The following is a 19,068-nucleotide window of genomic DNA, read 5'->3' on the forward strand; positions in this document are numbered from 1 at the left end:
GATGAATGCCATCTTCCCTAATGGATAGATTAGTAGAATATATAACAACTTGTCATTATCAACAATTGCCGGAAAAATTGATACTACAAGCAAAATATGCCATTTTGGACACGGTTGGTGTTGCCGTGGCGGGATGGAATGAACCCGTTGTTCAGATTGTAAAGCGTGGATACATGTCAGAGAATCCATCTAAAAAAGCATCGCTTCTTGGAGAACCAAGTTTTACGGAATTGGAATATGCGGCGCTTATTAATGGGACAGCGAGTCACGCTTTAGACTATGATGATGTATCTCCAAGCATCCTTGCTCATCCAAGTGCACCGATTCTAGCAGCAGTCATTCCGTTTGCAGAGCATCTACAGTGTTCGAGTAAAGATGTCATAACTGCTTATGCTATCGGAACTGAAGTAATGATAAAGTTAGGACTTGTCATGGGGCACAGGCATTATGACTTAGGATGGCATGCTACAGATACGCTTGGGACCATTGGAGCTGCGGCTGCTTGTGCCTACCTCATGAATTTAAATCGTGATCAGATTGCCTATGCAATTGGAATCGCATGCTCGATGTCCGGAGGGTTGCAGAAAAACTTTGGTACGATGACTAAACCGTTCCATGTAGGACTAGCTAGTTCACATGGTCTTCAAGCAGCATGGCTAGCTAAACAAGGGTTAACCGCAAATAAGGATGTTTTTGAAAGTAGAGGCTTTTTCTTTTCGTTTAGCGGCGGAATGGAAAAGGTGAATTTAATAGATGGTATTCAGTTTGGAAAACCGTATAGCATACTAGAAACAGGTCTTTCTATTAAGAAGTTCCCATGCTGTTACCTCACACATCGAATGATTCAAGGGGCGTTGGATCTAAAGGACGAGTTTCAACTTGAATTAAGTGATGTAATGGGAATAAAAATTGTAACGCCGCCAGCCGGGCTGGTCGCATTAATACATCATCTCCCGAAAACAGGCTTGCAAGGAAAGTTTAGTGCTGAATATACCGTGTTAGCTGCAATCAGAGATGGTCATGTAGGATTATCTACGTTTGAAGATGATCAGGTACAAACGCCTGAAATTCAACAACTTTTACCACAGGTTAAAGCCATCGAGGAGGAAGGTGAGATACTTCTAGGGCATGATTTAGAAAAAAATCCAATCCAGATTCTTGTCACAACGAAGAATGGAATATTGAAAAAAGATATTTTGCTTACACCAGGGTCTAAGGAAAGCCCGTTAAGTCAAGAGGATCTTCGTTTGAAATGGCAGGACTGTATCGCTCATTGGATAAAGAAATCAGGTATAGATAATTCCGCTTATCTGGGTGAAAGGGCTAGTAAACTATTTAATAAAGGTTTATTAATAGAGGATTATGATAAATTTGGTAGCTGGTTGATAGAGTTGCGTGAATTTCATTTAATTAATAAAAAATAGGGAGGCTCGATATGTTTAAATTTTGGAATAAAAGTATACTAATTGGTACGATTTTGCTTCTCATCCTTGCAGGATGCGGTAAATCCTCGGAAACCTCCTCAAAACAAAATGGGGACGCACAAAAAGAGATGGATGTACGAATTTCTTATAATTTGCCAGCCGAACATTCTACAGGGATTTATTTTGAAGAGCTAGCAAAGGAAATTAAGAAAAATACAGCAAATACCTCTATTAAATTGAATCCTCAAACCTTTCCAAACGGTCAGTTATATAATGACCAACAATTACCAGATGCGGTAAGTAACGGAGCGGTTGAAATTGGACAATTGAACGTTGGTTTTCTTGCAGGGGAAGATGCAGAGCCTCTGCGTATTGTTGACTTACCTTTCCTATTTGATTCATGGGAAGCAGAGTGGGCAGCTGAGGATGGGGAATATGGAAAACTATTTGGTAAGCAGTTAGAAAAGTACAACATGAAAATGATTGGCTTTGCACAATATGGAACGGTGGAATTATATGCGAATAAGACAATAAAGCTGCCTGAAAATCTAAAGGGATTAAAAATGAGGGCATTTGGCAAAGGGAACGCCCTTATGTTAGAAGAAATAGGGGCATCGCCCGTTAGTATGAGTTCCCAAGAAGTTTATCAGGCCATGCAGCAAGGGACCATAGATGGATACTCAACTGGACCATCATCTGTTGTAGACCGGGGACTCACCGAGGTAACAAAATATGGGACTGATATGCAAATACATTACCTTCCCTTCCAGTCGGTTGTAAATATGGATTGGTGGAATAAGCTTCCAGAGGATGTACAAAATGCAGTGCTAAAAGCTTCCGAGACAGCGCAGAAAGCTTCTCGCGAAAAGGCTAAAAGTGATGCTGAAGAGTATCTACAAAAACTTTCAGCTAAGGGATTGGAGCTTTATAAACCATCTGCGGAAGATCGGAAGAAATGGGTAGATTCAGTAAAGGGCCGTTATGATTATTATTTAAAAAAATCAGGAGATATGGGGAAACAGCTATATGATGCAGCTCAAAAGGCAAACTAACACGAATCAGTAAATTGCTACATTCATTGAATAATAGGTACGGGAGGATCCTCCCGTACCCAAAACTTTAAATAAGGATGGTGAAAAGCAGTTGCATATTTTCTTAAAAATGATTTATAAGGTTCAACATATTTGCGTCTATATTTCAGCATCTTTAATGGCAATTTTAGCTATTTCTATTTTTTATGATGTAGTAGCAAGGTATATTTTTAATTCTCCTACAATCTGGGCAAATGAAGTTTCAACCTATATTTTGCAATTTATTGTGTTTTTCACAATGGGTTGTATTCAAATGGAAGGAAAGCAGTTGCGTGTAACGTTTTTAATCGAAAGATTGAAGGGGACTCCACGAAAAATTATGGAAGCCTTTTCAGCGTTTCTAATTCTTCCTTACTCCATTGTACTTGTAGTATACGGATATCAATATACCAAAAATGCTTTTAGATTAGGTATGGGGTCACCTACCCTCCTTGAAATCCCTTTATGGATACCCTATTCATTTATCTGTATTGGTGGGGTTCTTCTTGTAATTGCAGCGGTATGTTCAGTAATCCAAGCTTGGATGCCAGAACAGCTTAAAACGGAAAGGGGTGTATAACATGATATCTTTAACATCGATACTTATATTGCTAGCTGTTCTATTGATTTGTTTAATCTTAGGTGTACCTATTGGGTTTTCACTTGGACTGTCTGGTTTGTTAACGATCCTTTTCACGGTAGGCGATCAGTTTATGATTCAAGTGCCTATGACTCTATATAAGTCATTATCTGAATTTGTTTTTGTTGCCATCCCACTATACATTCTGATGGGGGAGATTTTATATCAGGGGAAAAGTGGAGAACGTATATTTTGGGTAGCTAATTCATGGTTGCACCGAGTTCGTGGTGGAACCGGTGTTGCTACTGTTGCAGCTTATACCTTTTTTGCTGCCATTGTTGGATCGAGTATGACTTCCGTACTGACAATTGGAAAAATCGCTATTCCTGAAATGAAAAAACAAAAATATTCAAAAGGACTTACCTATGGTCTTTCGGCTATCGGAGGATCTTTAGGTATCCTTATCCCGCCTAGTATTCCGCTTATTCTTTATGCATCTCTAACTAATACATCACCGGGAAAGTTATTTATGGCGGGTATTATTCCTGGATTAATTTTAGCTTTCATTCTTTCCGCTTGGACGGCAATGAAAGCACCACGGAGTCTTAATATTGATTCATCGCATTCGTCAAGTGATCGAGTACGTAATACGCTTAAAGCTCTTCCTGATATGTTGCTGCCCGTTGTCGTTCTGGGTGGAATTTATAAAGGAATTTACACACCTACAGAAGCAGCTGCAATTGGTGTGATTTATGCCATAGTTTTAACAGTCTTTATTCATAAAAATCTAAGGATTAAGGACCTCGGGCATGTTCTAGTGGAATCTGTAAAAACAACGGCTATGCTTCTGAGCATCGTAGTTGGCGCACTTGTCTTTGGTTCTGCTCTAACTATGGTGGGTCTTCCAAAGTATCTATCAGATGTACTTATTGGGCTATCAGTAAGTCCGTTACTGGTCCTGCTCATTATGAATATCATCTGGATTATTATGGGGATGTTTTTAGAGGTAGTTTCTATATTATTAATTACGACACCTATCTTTTTCCCAATTGCAATGGCTATGGGGTTTGACCCTGTTTGGTTCGGAATTATTATGGTATTAAATATGGAACTTGCTGTAATTACTCCACCCGTGGGGATGAACCTATTTGCTATCAAATCTATCATGCCCGAAGAGCCTTTAGAATTAATCATGAAAAGTGTCTTACCATTTGCGCTATTTGCTGTACTAGTACTTGTTATTGTTTGGATTTTCCCTTCAGTAGCAATTGGTATTCTGTAAGGGGTATAAAATATAATGTTCATACACTTTAATGTGGATAATTTCGAAGGGTTTTTCAAGAATATTATCCACATTTTTTTAATTTAGTCTTCTTTTAACCGGTGTATTTCGATTTGGTAACTCTTTTCATAATGTCGATAAAGGAACGCGCTGCTTTAGAAAGATACCTTCCATTCTTGTAGACAAACACGACTTTTCTCTTATGGTTGTTAGCCAAACGAACTGGCAAATAAACTAACGGTTGGGGAGCCGGCGTGTTTTTTACTACCATACCCGGGACGAAGGTAATTCCCATCCCTGTTGATACTAGAGAAAGACAAGTCAATATATTAATACTTTCGAATATAATCCTTGGTTCAAAACCAGCCTTTCTACATAGATTCTCCGTTTCTATTCTAAATGAAGACTCTTTTTTTAATAGGATAAAGAACTCTTCTTGAAAATCACTCAAATTCACCTTTTTAGATTTGGCTAGAGGATGTGAAGGAGGAACGGCGAGATAAATATCGTCTTCTAGTATGGTTTCTATTTCAAGTTCTTTATGTGTTATGGGCATAGATTGTAAGCTAATTTCAACCTGCCCCCGTAACACCAGTAATTCTAGGTTGGGAGCATTATCTTCAAGTAGGACAAGTTCTATTCCAGGATATTTATTTTTAAATGCTGAAATGGCTTCAGGTAATAAGTATGCACCTGTTGTTGCCAAACTCCCAATACACAACTGACCTTTTTGCAAATCGGTTACATCATCGATTTGTTTTTTTAACTGATTGAATTGATCATTTATTTTTAAGGCGTGTTCAACAAAAACTTTTCCTGTATAGGTCAGTTGGACTTCACCATGACCTCTATTAAATAATTGAGTACCAAGCTCATTTTCTAGTTTCATAATTTGATAACTTAAGGAAGGCTGCGCCATATGAAGTTTTTCCGCCGCTTTTGAAAAATTTTTCTCATTTGCCAGCATAATCACATAGCGAAGGATTTTGGGTTCCAAAACTCTCACCCCACACCTATAGAATTTATATATATTAATCAAAATTTTATCTTAGACTCTATGGAAATACAATGAAATGAAATTAAATATTTATACAAGTCGAAATATTTAATTTTTATTGAATTACTAAAGCCATTTTTGAGTTTTACTGCCCATTTTGAATCCCCCAGCTGCAACAGTGTTTTTCACTGTTCGTTTTTGCCCGCATTTCAAGTATAATGACTATTATTCAGATTATGCATATGATTTTTGTTTGAGAGAATCCTATAGATAAGCCGGATAATACATAAAAACGAGGTTAATACATGAGTGAAACAAGATTTGAGGATTATAATTTAAGCGATGAAATAAGAAGATCTTTAGAGGTATTAAAATATGAAGCTCCGACAGAGGTTCAGAGTAAAGTCATTCCATTAGCATTGGCAAATCAAGATCTTGTCGTAAAATCTCAAACCGGCAGCGGTAAGACTGCGTCCTTTGGAATTCCTATTTGCGAACTGATTGAATGGGAAGAAAAAATGCCACAGGTCTTAATCCTTACACCAACCAGAGAACTGGCTGTTCAAGTTCGCGATGACATTACGAATATTGGAAGGTTTAAACGGATCAAAGCAATGGCTGTTTACGGAAAAGAACCTTTTACGAAACAAAAAGAAGAATTGAAACAAAAAAACCATGTAGTTGTTGGTACTCCAGGTCGTGTTATCGATCATATTGAAAGAGAAACCCTGGTTCTAGATAAAATAAAGTATCTCATTATAGATGAAGCTGATGAAATGCTTAATATGGGTTTTATCGATGAAGTAGAATCAATTATCAATGAACTCTCTTTAAACAGAGTAACAATGGTATTTTCGGCAACATTACCTAAGGATGTTGAAAACCTCTGCCACAAGTATATGGAAAATCCTATTAATATCGAGATTGAGGCTACCGGTGTCACGGCAGATACAATAGAACATCGTTTAATCAAAGTGACGGAAGATGAAAAAATTCCACTCCTAAAGGCCGTCACTGTCGTTGAAAATCCAGATAGCTGTCTTATTTTTTGCCGAACTAAAGAACACGTTGATACTGTCTATACCGAATTGGAAGGATCAAATTATTCTTGTGAAAGACTCCATGGCGGATTAGAACAACAAGATCGGTTTGCTGTAATGGATGGTTTCAAAATGGGGAATTTCCGTTATTTGGTTGCCACCGACGTAGCAGCACGAGGGATTGATATTGATAATGTGACACTTGTTATCAACTTTGATATTCCAATGGAAAAAGAGAGTTATGTCCACCGGACAGGCCGAACCGGTCGCGCAGGTAATGAAGGAAAAGCAATTACGTTTGTGACACCTTATGAAGAAAAATATGTTAAAGCTATTGAACGGTATATTGGCTTTGAAATTCCAATCATGGATGCACCTAAGCCAAACGAAGTTGCTGATAAAAAAGCTGCTTTCGAGGAAAAAAGCAGCGGCCGACGAGTCGTCAGAAATAATAAAACCGCCAGAATTAACCAAGATATCATGAAACTATATTTTAGCGGTGGAAAAAAGAAGAAGCTTCGTGCGGTAGATTTTGTTGGTACGATTGCGAAAATTCCTGGAGTAACTGCCGATGATATTGGAATTATTACGATCCAGGATCAAATGTCCTATGTTGATATTCTGAATGGAAAAGGTTCTCTCGTTTTACAAGCCATGGAGAATACGACCATAAAAGGGAAAAAACTAAAAGTTAGTAAAGCCCTAAAATAATAATACACTGAATTCTAGTGCCTGACCCCCGACATTTAAAGCGTTACAGCGCCGAGGGGCAGGCACTATTTTTCGGTGAATTTCTTGACTGATGCGTTTTTTTGTTTATTCAATCTATTATTTTAGAAAAATTTCATTTACGAACAATCACGCAACTAGTTTATAATTAAAGGATGTTCAAAAATTAATCGGAGTCTCTTCATGACCCCAAGAAGATGTAAGTAGGTGAGTACAATCGACATCATTGAAACAAGGGTAAGAGGATTTATTAACGATATTCAACACCCTAAGCAAAAAAAGAAAATCAATAGTAACGATTTAGAATTTCAGTTGCGCAAGCTAGTGGATGATTATTTTGAAATGGACGGCTATTCGCTTTTTTATCGCGCAATCGAAACATTGCAAGCGGAGGGACAGCTAATCCCTATTCAAAATAATCAATACAATGGTAAAACACCAGCTCTTGCCTTATATTACTGGGTCAATATAAAAGTTCAGGCCGGCAAATGGGATCGTCTTGAGATGATGAAATTAAGTGATCGGTTTGATTTTTCCTATTATGAGCGTCATCCCGAATGGCAGACGAAAGAAGAGTGGCAGCGAATCCAGAATGTATATAGTTTTCTAAAGTCCAGCCAGGAACGGGAAATCGTATCATTCGAAGAAAGAAGCTTGGAGCTCTTTGGCCATGAAAAATTCTTATTGGATAGTGATCAATTTCCTGATGGAAAAAGCTTTTTAACGAGAATCGGAATATCTGAGGACCAACTTAAAATGGTGAAGTATGGGGAGCCTTTTGTATTTTGGATGAAACAAGGAAAAGAAATAAAAGATATTCATAGAGTACTCATCGTTGAAAATCTATCGTTCTTTCATACCTCTATTAAATTATTGGAAGCGAATCAACTCGATTATGAGCCAGAACTCATTATTTACGGGGAAGGCACGAAAATTGAACAGAGCTTTTCCTTTTTCTTCCGAATGTTTCCGCCCAAATCCTATCTTTTCTACTACGCAGGAGATTTTGATGCGGCAGGATACGGAATCCTCATCAGGCTTATTGAAAAATACCCGGATTGCTGCATTCAGCCTGCCTTAAAAATTTATCGGAAAATGCTAGAATGTCTGGAACAATTAAATGACCAGAAAATGGGGCAAACGCAAAACCTCAAATACCGTGATTTATTTTTTCAATGGTTTACAGAGGAGGAGCAAGCATTATTACAGCAATTATGGCAGGAAAACAAGCGAATCCCGCAAGAGGTATTAACGATTGAAACATGGAGGAGATGGATGTGAACGAATCATGGGAAGGCTTTGCCCAACGGATGCAACGATTAAATCCACTGTTTGAGCTTGGCAGGGGAATGGAAGTAGGGGAGCTGAAGCCGCATGTCCAAACGATTCTCATGCAAGTGCTCCTGACCATCTTTTACCGGGAATTAAATGATGATGATCATAGACGCAAATCAGATATCAAGTATATGGTAGAGGACTCCATTAAGCAAATGAAGCTGCTGGCTGACGATAAGCAAATTGAACGGATTACAAGCGGGCTATTATATCAGGGAAAAGAAGAGTATAGCCAACCGTTTGAATCCTTATATTACGATGAAATAAAACAATCATGGGAAACTCAGGTCTTCCGTTATGTCACGATGGATGAAATATATACGAATTTAGAGTTGGGCGGATCGATTGTTTATAAACTTACTGATGTCTCTCAGGAAATGATTTTTATGAGCAGGGAAATGGCCGAAGAATTCTCCATCACAATCGAACAGCTTTATAGTATGCAGCTAATTAAGAACGGTAATTTTAGAAAAGCTACCCGAAACCTCGATCACCTTATTTCACGCGTAAATCGCTTAATGGCAAAGGAATTCACTTTCCAAAAGGAAATGATAAATAATCCCAAAATCTTGCTGATGGAAGAAGAATGGCAAAGGGGCGACAATCGGGTTGAAATTGAAAAGCAATTTGAGGAAGAAAAAAATCACTTTCGGACTATTACTAGGATGATAGAGAAATCGAAACGAAGAAATGAAGAAGACCATCCTATCCAAAAGGAATTGTTCCTCCTCCAAGAAAAAATAGGCCATACAAGGCAGCTGCATGACCGCTTTGCCAAGCTAGTCATTCAAAATATCTCCTATGAGATGAAATTAAAAGCGGAAAACCCCTCCTTGTTTTGGGAAACCAGTCTGGTTTCATTTCGCGAACAGTTTTATGAAAATTGGTTAATGAGAGAAGGGGTCAACAGTTTCGAGACGATCGAACGAGTCCTTTCTCCCTTATTTTCACCGAAGAATGAATTTATTTTGCCGCTTGATTGGATCTGGGGCGAACAAGAATTTGATGAAAAACAACTAACGGATCCTGTAATCGAAGAAGAATCAGAAGAAAGCATAACTCGATTGCGAGTGACGAACTGGGATTCTGTTGTTAAGGCATGGAGTTATGTTTTTCAGCATTTACAAACATACGGGGAATTCTCATTAGCTGATTTATCCACGCTTCCATTAGAAGTGCAGGATTTATGGTTTGAAGAATCGGAATCGATTGATTTATGGATGATGTTTGATAAAAAGCCGTTGAAGGTTCAAGTGCTGCATCGGAAGGAAGAAACATTAAGTGACGAGCGGGAAATTCTTCTTTATAAACTAATGCAGGAATATCCACAATTTCAAGTGTTTGAAGGCTTGAAAATCTTTACCATGTTTGATCATCGAGCGGAGTCTTTCCTTTGGTATCAAACGAAAATAACCCCGTTTAAGATCTGTGTACTGGAGGAAAAAAGATGAATGCAGAATCCATTAAAAAAGCATCAGCTGTCTATTTTACTCTATTAAAAGAAAAAGTAATTGACGAAAATAGCGAACATTTCGAGACGTATTTTAATCCGGAAGTGAGACAGACCGTTCTTTTATTAGCAGACGAATCAGGTACATATATTATTGAATCGCCGAAACGGATCCATTTGGTTGTCCAGCCCACTGGCTCGATCTTTGCGACGAATTTTACGCATCTGAAGGACAAGCATAAGCAAATCGAATCGAAAAAGCATTTTCATCTTGTTAGTATTGTCATCATGGCTTTTTTAGCGGCGATTGACAGCAATCAGGCTGCTAAAATCCGTACGAAGCGGGAAGGAATTAGCTATTACGCATTAGAACGTCTTGTCAACGATCTGATCATGAAATGGGATAGCATTCTTAAAGCGAACCCTGCCTTCGGGGAAGAAGAAAGAATTGATATGAAGGATGTTGTGACAACCTGGAAATACATGGAGGTTGAAACGGATGATTATGGGGCTAAAAAAGGCAATAGACGAACTAGAATCGGTTTAATAGCAAGCAGCATGCGTTTATTAGAGACGGAGGGACTGATCGTCATTCTGGACCGGGATGATATTCCAAAGGCAATCCCGAAACAAGAGCTGTTTGAGCGAATTGAATACCTCTATCACGATTATGATCGTTATGAATTATTCAAAAAATTAATGACTGCGGAGGTGGGGGAGCATGCCGAAAATCCATCGAATTAGAATTGTAGGCCTGAAGTATGATGGCATGCAAAAGCAATATAAAGATACCACCTTTCACTTTCATAATGGCGATACATCCACAAATGGCCTTATTGCCATGATGAATGGGGGCGGGAAAGGTGTATTTCTGCAAACCATCTTCCAAATACTTAAACCTGGAACCTCATGGGGAAAACAAAACAATCGTTATTATCAGCAGTTCTTCTTTAATAATAAAGAGCAATTTATTCCTTATACCTTTCATGTTCTCATTCAATGGGAATTGGACGGTTCAGACCGACGGCATCTGGTAACGGGAGGAATGTTCTCAGCCGAACAGCGGATTTCGATGAATGAAGAAAGTGGCAATGATCGCAAAACCTTGGAACAGGAAGCGAAGATCGTCCCTAATATTACGTTTTATACAAGAGAATTTGAACGGAAAGAAGAGGTATCGCTAGAGCATATTCCATTATTTGAAAATGATGAGGTGGCTGATACTGAAAGCCTGAAGGATTATTTAAAATGGAATGGCTACGATGTTTACCGAGATACAAAGAAACACTATCGGATTCTTGATACATACGGAATTAACCGTAAAGATTGGGATATTATGAAGGACATTAACAAGGATGAAGGCGGTGTTGGCAAATACTTTGAGGGGGCCGAGGATGATCATTCCCTATTCCAAAAACGAATCATTCCTACGGTTAGTCAAGTGTTGCACCGGACAGAAGAGCAAAAGAACGATCTTGTCGAGATTTTCAAGAGCCAGGCGAGTATCGCGAAAGATTTGCCTATTCTTCTAAAAAGAGAGCAAGCACATAAGGAATTTTTAGAAGACATTGTCCCTTTTGAAGAGAACTTGGCTAAAGGTGCCGAACATAAAGACATTGTTCAAGCAAGTATAAAAGAAGGAAGACAACTGTTAGGTGCTTTGGAACATTTAAAGCAATCGGAAGAGGAAATGCTGCTTGTTTTAAAGGAAGACATTGAAAAATTAACGATAAGGCAAGCTGATTTACGCTATCAAAAAGACAATCTAGAATATGCAAAAGGTCACCGAGAGGTACTGGATTGGGAGAAGAAATTAGGAGAAGAAAAGAATAAGCATACTTCCTCACAAGCAATGGTTCAAGAAAAACAAGAACGAAAAGAACAGTTGGCCTTTCAGGTATTATTAAAGGAATGGAGTGAAAATGAGCAAAGTATACGCGCTCTTTCACAGCAGATTGCGACATTAGAACAAAATAGCGGCCTAGAGCAAGTCAATCAAAGAATGGATGAAATCAAAAAAGAAGCAGGAAAGCAATGGGATCAGTCTTATCTATCCATTAAAGAAGCTGTTAAGGAGTATCTGGGCTATCAAAAGTTCTTGAAGAAAAAAGGGAACGATCTGTCGCAGCAAGAGAAACTAAAGACTAGTGAGATTGCCCGGCTTAGTACGGAAATTGATCTCTTATATACGCAGATGCATACATTTGAGTCTAAGGAAGAAAACCTCATTAAAGAATTTGGTGACCGAATAACCTATGATTTAAAGGGCTTTATCGAATTTCTTTCTAAACAGATTGACAACAAAAAGGTCTCTATAGAAGAGTTACAAGCAAAAGATAAAGAATCTAGTGAAGTGCAAAACCAATTAGCCACTACTCATGGTACGCTTGTCCAATCGATTCAGTTTTCGGAAGAAAAATGTGAAAAATTAAAGGAAGCAAATGAGGAGCAAACACAAAAAGAAGCAAAACTGTTGGATCGTCTTCGTGGATTGTTAGATGATGTCGCGGCACCACTAACTCATGCGCTTCTTTCGAAATATATCATCCAAATTGAAGACATACTAGCCAGTAATAGAGAGCAAGCTGAACAAATTAAAAAAGATCTTTGGGAAATACAACTCGATCATTCCTTAAATGATGAGCACTTCTGGATTCCGAATAAAGATGTGAAAGAATTAAAAGAATGGATTGATGAAAAGACTGGCATCGATGTGTTTTATGGAACGCAATTTCTCCAATCTTTAAGTAAAGAAGAGCTTGCAAATCACCTTGAATCCTATCCGCTCCTTCCGTATGGGTTAGTTGTTAGCGGGCAGCAATGGCAAAAAATTAATCAGCAGGTTCTTTCAGGAAGAATGTTCAAAAGTCCTGTTCCGATATTTTTACGTGAGGAAATGAACAGTGAAAATCACCAGCCAACCTTTGTGATAATTAACGGAACAGAGAAAGAGCTATTAACGGATAAAAATCAATTTACCAACTGGAAAATTAGTATTGCTAAGCAAATAGAAGAAAAGAAAGAAACACTTATAGAAATTGAAAAAACAGAATCTTCTTTGCGCCGTATTTTAAAAGAAATGGATCGATTTTTATCACACGAGCTTGCAGTGGATATCGAGAGAGAGCTTAATCAGGAACAGTATACTCTTCATTCTATGAAGACGAAATTACAGGAAATCACAACACAGCAGCAAAAAGAAAAAGAATTACAGCTCCAGTTAAAAGAACAGATGGAGACGGCAAAAGAAAAAATTGAAACGCTGACAAAAGATGTAGAAACATTAACGGAATATGATCGTGAAAAGCTAATTCATCAAGAAAATAAACGTGTGAAATTAGAGAAAGAGAAACAAAAGGAAGCCGCGAGTTTAGCGCAGCAGGAAATAGGAAAAGAGCACCAACATATCATTGACCTGCAAACCAAGTGGCATCAAACGTATTTAGAATGGAAGGTTACAACCGAGCAAACGATTAAAGAGATCGGCGTCTTTATTGAAACAGCGGTATTTCCTCCGGATGAAAAAGTAGAGCAGTGTGAAGACATTCCCCGGTTGTCAGCTCATTTATTAGAGGAGCTAAATGGCAGTATTGAAGAGTTAAAACAGCTCCAAAAATCAAAAGAAGAACAAGCAAGAGAATTGCTGGTTATTCAAGCAAAAAAAGAAACAGAACAAAAGCAGCAAAATAAATTGGAGAAAAAACTAGATACTTATAATAAGGAGTGGAAAGACGCTCCGGAACCAGATGAACCTATAAGTATATTAGAAAATATGCTGCAAACAGCCCAAAAGGAAGCAAAGACGGCGGAAAAAGAAGAACGGGAACAAGGAACGGCGGTAACCGTCGCAGAAACTTCCTTAAAGCATGCAATTGTTCAGCGTGATAAGTCAGGAACGAAAGTGGCCAAACATGAAAAGCCGCCTGAAGAATGGGAAGAGCTTGACTTAGAAGTAAAGGGTGTAGAAATACAAGACCAAACGAAACAAACGCTAGAGGAAGTAAAGCAGGCTGAAAAGCGCCAAAAAGAAATAGACTCAAATATTGCGGGTTATGAAGGGGATTTGTTAACATTATCCGTGGTCCTTAAGGAGGAAGCGGCAGCTTTTACTGATATGGATATAGAAAAAGTCAGGAGTCAAGGGAAAGCATGTATCATATCCTGGTGTGAAAAACATCAAGCAATTCAGGAAGAAGGCAAAGAGAAGCATGCGAAAATCGAACAATCCTTACGTAATGTAAAGCAGACGATTGAAGGGAAGGATTGGGAGATTCGCTTTAAAAATGAAGTATTAACAACATTAGACCATATGGATACAAGGCATTATTCGCATATTCAAAGCATTGTTAAAAATATGAAGCGCTTCTCACAAGGTGGTTTGGAACAATTAGAACGTGACAAAGAACGGGCAGAAAAGGCTCAAAACTTCTGGGCCAGCCGGGCAAGCATGAAGGTGATGAGTATTTCAGAGGCGATCCGTTCGATGATTGCAAAGATGAAGCTGAAAAATGAACGAGGCTCCTTCCCGCTTGTGCAGCTAAAAGAAGATATTTTACCTAAAAAGCCCGAAGATATCGAGCCTCTGCTGAAGCAGCATTTTGTCGCTGCCATCAACAAAATTACCAAACAATTTGATACGATTGATCACAATAATCTTGCTGTAGACCAAGAAATAAAACAACTCATTAGTGATGAGCAGATTTTGTTTGTATCACTAAGAAATCGATACCCGGAGCTTCTCGTCTATAACATGCGAACGGATAATGCCTTTATGTACGGAAAACCGCAAAGAGAGCATTATTCAACATGGCAGACGATTAATCAGGGATCAAAGACGAAATCAGATGGCAGTGGAGGACAAAAACTGTCTGCCCGAATGGTTATGATGATGATGTTATTGTCAGTTAAAAATGAGTCAGACCAAAGCTGGGTTCCGTTAGTCTGTGATAATCCGTTCGGACAAGCCGCATCAGCACATGTACTCGACCCGATTTTCTCAGTCGCCGAAAAACTGAAGTTCCAATTCATCGTCGTCACTCCGCCAGAACTGGTGAAAACGGAAATCAGCCGAAGATTCGATGCCTATTATAAATTGGACTTCATTCGTGAAAAAGGAAAAGAAATTGTTTCCGACACAATTGTTCCAGCATATCGAATTTATCAGGGAACTGAAGCAGCTCAGGTAAGATGAGATATTGAAAAATACTTTTAAACCATTTATAATTAGTAGAATATTAACCAAGAAATCAATATCAATTGTTTCATTTCGTTTAATTTGTTATAATTAAGTGTTTTTAACATTCTTGAGGGGGAAAACCATTAATATGTCAGTAGAAATTGGCAGCAAAGTACAAGGTAAAGTAACAGGCATTACTAATTTCGGAGCTTTTGTGGAATTACCGGATGGATCAACAGGTCTTGTGCATATCAGTGAAGTAGCGGATAGCTATGTTAAAGATGTAAATGACCATCTTAAAATAGGCGACCAAGTTGAAGTAAAAGTAATTAGTATGAAAGACGGGAAAACTTCCTTGTCCATTAAAAAGGCGGTTGATAGACCCGAAGGACAAAGCTCTTCTTATTCTCAACGCCCATCACGTCCGGGTGGTAGAGGGGATAATCGTTCCAAAGACTTTCGTTCAAAAGGTAATTTCAAACCAAAGGAAAGTTTTGAAGATAAAATGGCTAAATTTTTAAAGACTAGTGAAGAAAATTTGTCTACCCTAAAACGTAACAGTACTGCAAAACAGGGTGGTAGAGGTGGAAGACGCGGATAATTTGCTGCGATTTTCATATTTCTTCGAATAGAAAAAGGCAAGCCTTTAATGGGCTTGCCTTTTTTAATAAACCTTAACATGATTAGTCGGGCAGTTCCTATCGCAAACCTCCCCATGTTACCCATAAAGTTCCTGCTTTTTGCTACTCCCTTGATACTGCTTTACCAAAAATTCGATAAATGTATTGAGTATGGATGGCTTTTTATTATCTTTTCTGTATATGAGGCCCACTTCTTTTAGCGGTATGGGGTCGATGATTGGGATTTTTACGACTTTGTTTTCATCGATGTGTTTTAAGTAGGAGTTAGGTAATATAGTAATGCCTTGGTTTTGAACGGTCATTTGATATAGCGAGTTAGGGTCCGAAAGTTCAATGGTTGGTTTAATGGTAAAGCCGCACTCTTGACAGTATTTATCTAAGGTCTGCCTGGTAAAATAGTTTTTTGGCAGAAACATCAACCTTTTGGATTGTAGGTCTTCAAGTTTTACCGAAGGAACCTCTGCCATTTCGTTTTGAACTGAGACAATAACGTAGAAATCAGATTGAAATAACAGCCTTGATTCGATCATAGGTTCGTTAACAGGGAGGTATACGATGCCTAAATCAAATTGATGACTAAGGATGTTTTTAATAATATCTGAGGTTGGGACATCAAACAGCGAAATGTCGACACCCGGAAACTGTTCGTGAAAAGCCATAACAGCGGAATGAAGCAGGTAGTTCCCTGTACATCCAACGGTTATTTTTCCATGCTTAAACTCCTGTAAATCATTAAGTTTTCTTTTTGCCTCGTCAATCTCAAAAAATATATTTCTTGTATGATCTAGAAGAATTTCTCCAGATTGTGTCATATACGTTTTTTTTCCCGTGCGTTTAAACAGTTGAACGCCAAGATTACTTTCTAAAATCTTAATTTGCTGGCTCAATGATGGCTGACTAATATTTAACCTCTCCGCTGCTTTTGTAAAATTTAACTCCTCGCAAACGGCTGCGAAATACTCTAATTGACGGACTTCCATACGATTCCCTCCATCATAGGTTTTTCCTATTATTACTATATAAATGTTGGTATTGTTTGAGGTTGGGCGTGAAATTACACTAAAGGTACGGGGTATGTGGGAGATTTCCAAATAATAAAAAGAGATTCCACCTCTTAGGTAAGGGCCCACTATTAAGTATAGCATCCTTCTATTATTTTGTAAGCGTTATACGGGTTGAAAATTCGGAATGTTCAAAAAGGAGTGAACGTAATGCAAAGTATGCAGGAAGTTATTAATGATTGTTTTTTGCATCGAGAACAGAAGGTGAGCACAAATGATTTCATCTTCTAGTTTGCATGAAGCAGCTGGAAAATCAGGAGCATTGCCTTCTACTATTAAACCACTTAGCCCTACCTTCCAAGTGTATGGAAGAGCATTTACGGTTCAATCACCGCCTGGAGATAATTTATGGATCCATCACGCCATATATGCGGCCAGCCCGGGTGATGTACTGGTTGTTGACGTTTCGGGAAAAACGGAACACGGCTACTTTGGTGAGATTATGGCTCATGCAGCACAGGTCCGTGGTCTAGCAGGGTTAGTGATTAATGGAGGGGTACGGGACAGCCAACTGCTTATTGCGATGAACTTTCCTGTATTTTCAGAAGGTGTATGTATTCAAGGAACGAGTAAGGCTCCGGAGGGGTTTGGGAGACTAGGGGAGTCTGTTCGTTTGGGGAATGTTCTGATTCGTACCGGTGATCTGGTTGTCGGAGATGCTGACGGGGTGATTGTGATACCAGATGATCAGGTGGAAACCATCACCCAAAAGGCCAAGGATCGCGATGCTGAAGAGGCCCGGATTATCGAAAGGCTGAAGAGTGGGGAAACAACCATTGCCATTTACTCCCTGCCCAATCAGAAAACGATGGATCTTGCCCAGTTAAAAAACATAAAAGCGGAGGCAGTAAGAAATGAGTAGAAGACGAAGTATTGAAGTTCACGGTTTGCATCATGGGGGTCTTCCTATTCCGATTGCATCTATTGTGGACAATGTTCTATTTTCGAGTGGCATAGCAGGAATGGATGCGGAGACTGGTAAAATCCCGAATGATGCCGTTTCTCAAGTTGTTCATCTTTTTAAAAACATTGAAAAGGTAGTGGAAGCCGCTGGTGGCACGACTAATGACATTGTCAAGGTAACCCTTTATGTCCCAGACAGGAGTATTCGGAAAGCTATCGATCAAGAGTGGGTGGAAATGTTTCCAAATGAAGAATCAAGACCTGCGCGGCATACGATCGTTTACGCACATTTACCGTCCACACTAGTGGTCCAAGCTGAGATTCAGGCTATTTTAAAGGAGGAATTATGATGATTATTGATGCACATGCCCATTTAAATACCCCAATATCCTTTTTTGCATACCGGACTTTGCTGGAGGTGGCCAATGGACATTATGACAGTCTGGTCATTGATGTGCCAGATGAAGAATTAAAAAAGAGCGCTGATTATAATGTAGCGCTGTTAGATGAGGTCGGAACCGACATGCAACTGTTGTCGCCAAGACCATTCTTATTGATGCACTCGAGTCCTAACTTGAAGGACATCAAAAAGTGGGTGGCAGCCAATAACAATCAAATTGCCAAAACCGTATCCTTCCACCCCACCCGTTTTCGTGGTTTGGCAGGTCTCCCACAATGTGAAGGGCTGCCAATCAGCGTGGTGTTTGATGAGATAGACCGCTGCATCAATGAGCTTGGCTTTATTGGGGTGTACTTAAATCCTGATCCAAGTGAAGGCAGAGGAACCAGTCCGACGCTTGGAGACGAGTATTGGTATCCGCTGTGGGAAAAGCTGACAGCAGCGGATATTCCTGCGGTTATTCACAGTTCGACGAGCTATGGAAGAGAGAATTATAGTGAACACTTTATTTCAGAGGAAAGCCTGGCGATACTTTCTATTGCTAATTCAAGAGTATTTCAAGACTTCCCTAATCTTAAAATAATGATCAGCCATGGAGGAGGTTCTGTTCCATACCAAATCGGACGCTGGCGTGTCCACCGTCAAGGAATTCAAGCCAAACTGACAAAGGGCAGCGAAAATGCATCGTTTGCTCAAGATAGTTTTGAAACATTTGATGAAACTCTAAGACGCTTTTGGTTTGATACCACTTTATATAGTAAGCCATCTCTTGAGTTGTTATTTGATACAGTCGGACCCGACCGCTGTTTGTTTGGGACAGAGCGTCCGGGTGACGGTTCCGCAATCGATCCAAGAACCGGACGTGCTTATGATGATTTAAAACCTGTTATTGAATCTATTGAGTTTTTATCTAAAGAAGATAAATATGCCATTTTTGAAGGAAATGCAAGGAAATTCTTTAGTCGGTTAAATGTATAAGT

15 protein-coding genes are annotated in these 19,068 nt (G+C 39.0%); 13 read left to right on the top strand and 2 right to left on the bottom strand.

The genetic code is table 11. The features are described 5' to 3' along the window. The first annotated feature begins 5 nt into the window (after positions 1-5). The 4 genes from ACZ5B7_RS10745 to ACZ5B7_RS10760 all read left to right on the top strand — a co-directional run bounded on the left by ACZ5B7_RS10745 (position 6) and on the right by ACZ5B7_RS10760 (position 4,356). On the top strand, positions 6-1,424 hold the full coding sequence (locus tag ACZ5B7_RS10745) for an MmgE/PrpD family protein (protein WP_464493695.1): 1,419 nt from the start codon (positions 6-8) through the stop codon (positions 1,422-1,424). 11 nt (positions 1,425-1,435) lie between these two features. Beyond that, positions 1,436-2,476 (top strand): TRAP transporter substrate-binding protein, encoded by a 1,041-nt coding sequence (locus tag ACZ5B7_RS10750; RefSeq protein ID WP_464493696.1) that lies wholly within the window; start codon positions 1,436-1,438, stop codon positions 2,474-2,476. A gap of 91 nt (positions 2,477-2,567) precedes the next feature. Further along, positions 2,568-3,074 (top strand): TRAP transporter small permease, encoded by a 507-nt coding sequence (locus ACZ5B7_RS10755; protein WP_464493697.1) that lies wholly within the window; start codon positions 2,568-2,570, stop codon positions 3,072-3,074. 1 nt (position 3,075) lies between these two features. Further along, positions 3,076-4,356, top strand: coding sequence for a TRAP transporter large permease (locus ACZ5B7_RS10760; RefSeq protein WP_464493698.1), 1,281 nt, complete (start codon positions 3,076-3,078; stop codon positions 4,354-4,356). 94 nt (positions 4,357-4,450) lie between these two features. Here ACZ5B7_RS10760 and ACZ5B7_RS10765 read toward each other — a convergent pair whose 3' ends face one another. After that, positions 4,451-5,353: a LysR family transcriptional regulator gene (locus ACZ5B7_RS10765; RefSeq protein ID WP_464493699.1), complete on the bottom strand. Its 903-nt coding sequence runs from the start codon at positions 5,351-5,353 to the stop codon at positions 4,451-4,453. A 305-nt stretch (positions 5,354-5,658) separates the two neighbouring features. On the opposite strand from ACZ5B7_RS10765, the gene ACZ5B7_RS10770 reads away from it, so the two are divergent. The 6 genes from ACZ5B7_RS10770 (at position 5,659) to ACZ5B7_RS10795 (ending at position 15,684) form a co-directional block, all read left to right on the top strand. Then, a complete protein-coding gene (locus ACZ5B7_RS10770) occupies positions 5,659-7,104 on the top strand; it encodes a DEAD/DEAH box helicase (protein WP_464493700.1) in 1,446 nt (481 codons plus the stop codon). A 225-nt stretch (positions 7,105-7,329) separates the two neighbouring features. Beyond that, positions 7,330-8,403, top strand: a complete 1,074-nt coding sequence (locus tag ACZ5B7_RS10775; protein ID WP_464493702.1) for a Wadjet anti-phage system protein JetD domain-containing protein — start codon at positions 7,330-7,332, stop codon at positions 8,401-8,403. After that, positions 8,394-9,908, top strand: a complete 1,515-nt coding sequence (locus ACZ5B7_RS10780) for a hypothetical protein (RefSeq protein WP_464493703.1) — start codon at positions 8,394-8,396, stop codon at positions 9,906-9,908. The genes ACZ5B7_RS10775 and ACZ5B7_RS10780 overlap by 10 nt, the downstream gene beginning before the upstream one ends. Next, positions 9,905-10,651 carry a DUF6063 family protein gene (locus ACZ5B7_RS10785; protein WP_464493704.1) on the top strand — a complete coding sequence of 249 codons (747 nt, stop codon included), beginning with the start codon at positions 9,905-9,907 and terminating at the stop codon, positions 10,649-10,651. Before ACZ5B7_RS10780 ends, ACZ5B7_RS10785 begins: the two co-directional genes overlap by 4 nt. Further along, positions 10,629-15,098, top strand: a complete 4,470-nt coding sequence (locus ACZ5B7_RS10790) for a coiled-coil domain-containing protein (protein WP_464493705.1) — start codon at positions 10,629-10,631, stop codon at positions 15,096-15,098. Before ACZ5B7_RS10785 ends, ACZ5B7_RS10790 begins: the two co-directional genes overlap by 23 nt. Before the next feature lie 133 nt (positions 15,099-15,231). Beyond that, a complete protein-coding gene (locus tag ACZ5B7_RS10795) occupies positions 15,232-15,684 on the top strand; it encodes a S1 domain-containing RNA-binding protein (protein WP_213116193.1) in 453 nt (150 codons plus the stop codon). Positions 15,685-15,801: 117 nt separating this feature from the next. Here the strand turns inward: ACZ5B7_RS10795 and ACZ5B7_RS10800 are convergent, their stop codons facing one another. Further along, positions 15,802-16,704 (bottom strand): LysR family transcriptional regulator, encoded by a 903-nt coding sequence (locus tag ACZ5B7_RS10800; RefSeq protein WP_464493707.1) that lies wholly within the window; start codon positions 16,702-16,704, stop codon positions 15,802-15,804. Between the two features lie 295 nt (positions 16,705-16,999). Between ACZ5B7_RS10800 and ACZ5B7_RS10805 the strand changes: the two genes are divergently transcribed. The 3 genes from ACZ5B7_RS10805 to ACZ5B7_RS10815 are packed head-to-tail and all read left to right on the top strand — an operon-like array spanning position 17,000 to position 19,066. Then, positions 17,000-17,647 (top strand): RraA family protein, encoded by a 648-nt coding sequence (locus tag ACZ5B7_RS10805; RefSeq protein WP_464493708.1) that lies wholly within the window; start codon positions 17,000-17,002, stop codon positions 17,645-17,647. Then, the gene (locus ACZ5B7_RS10810; RefSeq protein WP_464493710.1) at positions 17,640-18,038 is read left to right on the top strand and encodes a RidA family protein; all 399 of its coding nucleotides are present in this window, start codon (positions 17,640-17,642) and stop codon (positions 18,036-18,038) included. The genes ACZ5B7_RS10805 and ACZ5B7_RS10810 overlap by 8 nt, the downstream gene beginning before the upstream one ends. Continuing rightward, positions 18,035-19,066, top strand: coding sequence for an amidohydrolase family protein (locus ACZ5B7_RS10815; protein WP_464493711.1), 1,032 nt, complete (start codon positions 18,035-18,037; stop codon positions 19,064-19,066). Before ACZ5B7_RS10810 ends, ACZ5B7_RS10815 begins: the two co-directional genes overlap by 4 nt. The last annotated feature ends 2 nt before the right edge of the window (positions 19,067-19,068 follow it).

This window comes from Neobacillus sp. S1115 (genome assembly GCF_055385565.1).